We start from the raw sequence: 2,500 nt of genomic DNA, 5'->3' as shown, positions 1-2,500 counted from the left end.
TGCCGAAAAAAGAATTGTAACTAATGGCAATGCAGCATCAATGATACTAACATGCAATCCACTTGTTAAAGAAATACCGTAGGATGTGAACATAAAATACCCAGCTACACCAGTAAAAGATAGTAAACTCATTCTTTTCCACGGGACCTGTTTATGTACAACTGATCTTTTTAATTGTTTAAATGAGAATAGTAAACAGATTCCACCCGCGAAGAATAGGCGAATAAACAACAAAGTAAATGGGTGAATAGATTCTAATGCCCACTTTGTTGGCGCAATAGCTGTCCCCCATAACATAACAGCCACTAATAACATGCATATTTCTTTCATAATCCCCCACACCCATCAAAAAATATATGTTAACTATCTTAATTATAGATTTTTTCTTATGTGAAATCTTTTTAAAATGAAAAAACGTTATGTGAAAAACAGCTGAATAGCTATTTTTCACATAACGCTTTCATATAAAGAGTAAAATTTTTTAGCCATTCCACAACTCATTTAACATAAAAAGGTAATTCTTACCTTGCACTACTATTTAAACGTATTACTTTATCACCTTTTACGACACTATCGCTCAAATTTTAATTTAGACAGTGCCTATTTCATCTTTAAGATTACTAAATTTACGAATTATAGCAGGTGATACATAAAAAAAACCTAAGTCGAATCGACTTAGGTTTTTGCTTGGCGACGTCCTACTCTCACAGGGACAAGGTCCCAACTACCATCGGCGCTAGAGAGCTTAACTTCCGTGTTCGGTATGGGAACGGGTGTGACCTCTCTGCCATCATCACCAAACTATGAAGGCATATTCCTTCAAAACTAGATAACATTTGCTACATATTATATGGTTAAGTCCTCGATCTATTAGTATTCGTCAGCTCCACATGTCACCATGCTTCCACCTCGAACCTATCAACCTGATCATCTTTCAGGGATCTTACTAGCTTACGCTATGGGAAATCTCATCTTGAGGGGGGCTTCATGCTTAGATGCTTTCAGCACTTATCCCTTCCGCACATAGCTACCCAGCTATGCCCTTGGCAGAACAACTGGTACACCAGCGGTGCGTCCATCCCGGTCCTCTCGTACTAAGGACAGCTCCTCTCAAATTTCCTACGCCCACGACGGATAGGGACCGAACTGTCTCACGACGTTCTGAACCCAGCTCGCGTACCGCTTTAATGGGCGAACAGCCCAACCCTTGGGACCGACTACAGCCCCAGGATGCGATGAGCCGACATCGAGGTGCCAAACCTCCCCGTCGATGTGGACTCTTGGGGGAGATAAGCCTGTTATCCCCGGGGTAGCTTTTATCCGTTGAGCGATGGCCCTTCCATGCGGAACCACCGGATCACTAAGCCCGACTTTCGTCCCTGCTCGACTTGTAGGTCTCGCAGTCAAGCTCCCTTATGCCTTTGCACTCTACGAATGATTTCCAACCATTCTGAGGGAACCTTTGGGCGCCTCCGTTACACTTTAGGAGGCGACCGCCCCAGTCAAACTGCCCACCTGACACTGTCTCCCGGGTCGATAAGACCCGTAGGTTAGAATTTCAATACAGTCAGGGCGGTATCCCACCAGCGCCTCCACCGAAGCTAGCGCTCCGGTTTCAATGGCTCCCGCCTATCCTGTACAAACTGTACCAAAATTCAATATCAGGCTACAGTAAAGCTCCACGGGGTCTTTCCGTCCTGTCGCGGGTAACCTGCATCTTCACAGGTACTATAATTTCACCGAGTCTCTGGTTGAGACAGTGCCCAAATCGTTACACCTTTCGTGCGGGTCGGAACTTACCCGACAAGGAATTTCGCTACCTTAGGACCGTTATAGTTACGGCCGCCGTTTACTGGGGCTTCAGTTCAGAGCTTCGCTTACGCTAACCCCTCTCCTTAACCTTCCAGCACCGGGCAGGTGTCACCCCCTATACTTCGCCTTACGGCTTCGCAGAGAGCTGTGTTTTTGCTAAACAGTCGCTTGGGCCTATTCACTGCGGCTTTCCGTTAAGAAAGCACCCCTTCTCCCGAAGTTACGGGGTCATTTTGCCGAGTTCCTTAACCAGAGTTCTCTCGCACACCTTAGGATTCTCTCCTCGCCTACCTGTGTCGGTTTGCGGTACAGGCACCTTTTATCTCGCTAGAAGCTTTTCTTGGCAGCGGGGAATCAAAGACTTCGCTCCATAAGGAGCTTCCCCATCACAACTCAGCCTTCACGATAAGCGGATTTGCCTACTTATCAGCCTAATTGCTTGGACGTGCACAACCAATCGCACGCTTCTTCTATCCTTCTGCGTCCCTCCATTGCTCAAACGATAAAGAGGTGGTACAGGAATATCAACCTGTTGTCCATCGCCTACGCCTGTCGGCCTCGGCTTAGGTCCTGACTAACCCTGAGCGGACGAGCCTTCCTCAGGAAACCTTAGGCATTCGGTGGACGGGATTCTCACCCGTCTTTCGCTACTCATACCGGCATTCTCACTTCTAAGCGCTCCACCAGT

Annotated in this window: 1 protein-coding gene and 2 rRNA genes (2 of these 3 running past the window's edge); all 3 read right to left on the bottom strand. The window is 46.8% G+C overall.

Annotated features, from left to right (window positions below):
• Positions 1–342, bottom strand: partial view of a DMT family transporter gene (locus ACHZK0_RS01690; RefSeq protein WP_262743591.1) — the start only. It extends 591 nt beyond the left edge of the window; the window shows 342 of its 933 coding nt (coding positions 1–342); the start codon lies at positions 340–342; the stop codon falls past the left edge of the window.
• Between the two features lie 343 nt (positions 343–685).
• Positions 686–801, bottom strand: a 5S ribosomal RNA gene (rrf, locus tag ACHZK0_RS01685).
• A 49-nt stretch (positions 802–850) separates the two neighbouring features.
• Positions 851–2,500 (bottom strand): 23S ribosomal RNA (locus tag ACHZK0_RS01680) (it continues 1,272 nt past the right edge of the window).

Origin of the sequence: Bacillus sp. 3G2, from assembly GCF_044324725.1 — a bacterium.
GTDB classification, from domain to species: domain Bacteria; phylum Bacillota; class Bacilli; order Bacillales; family Bacillaceae_G; genus Bacillus_A; species Bacillus_A mobilis.
The sequence above is the reverse complement of the archived record's forward strand: the minus strand, read 5'-3'. Positions and strand labels throughout refer to the sequence as shown.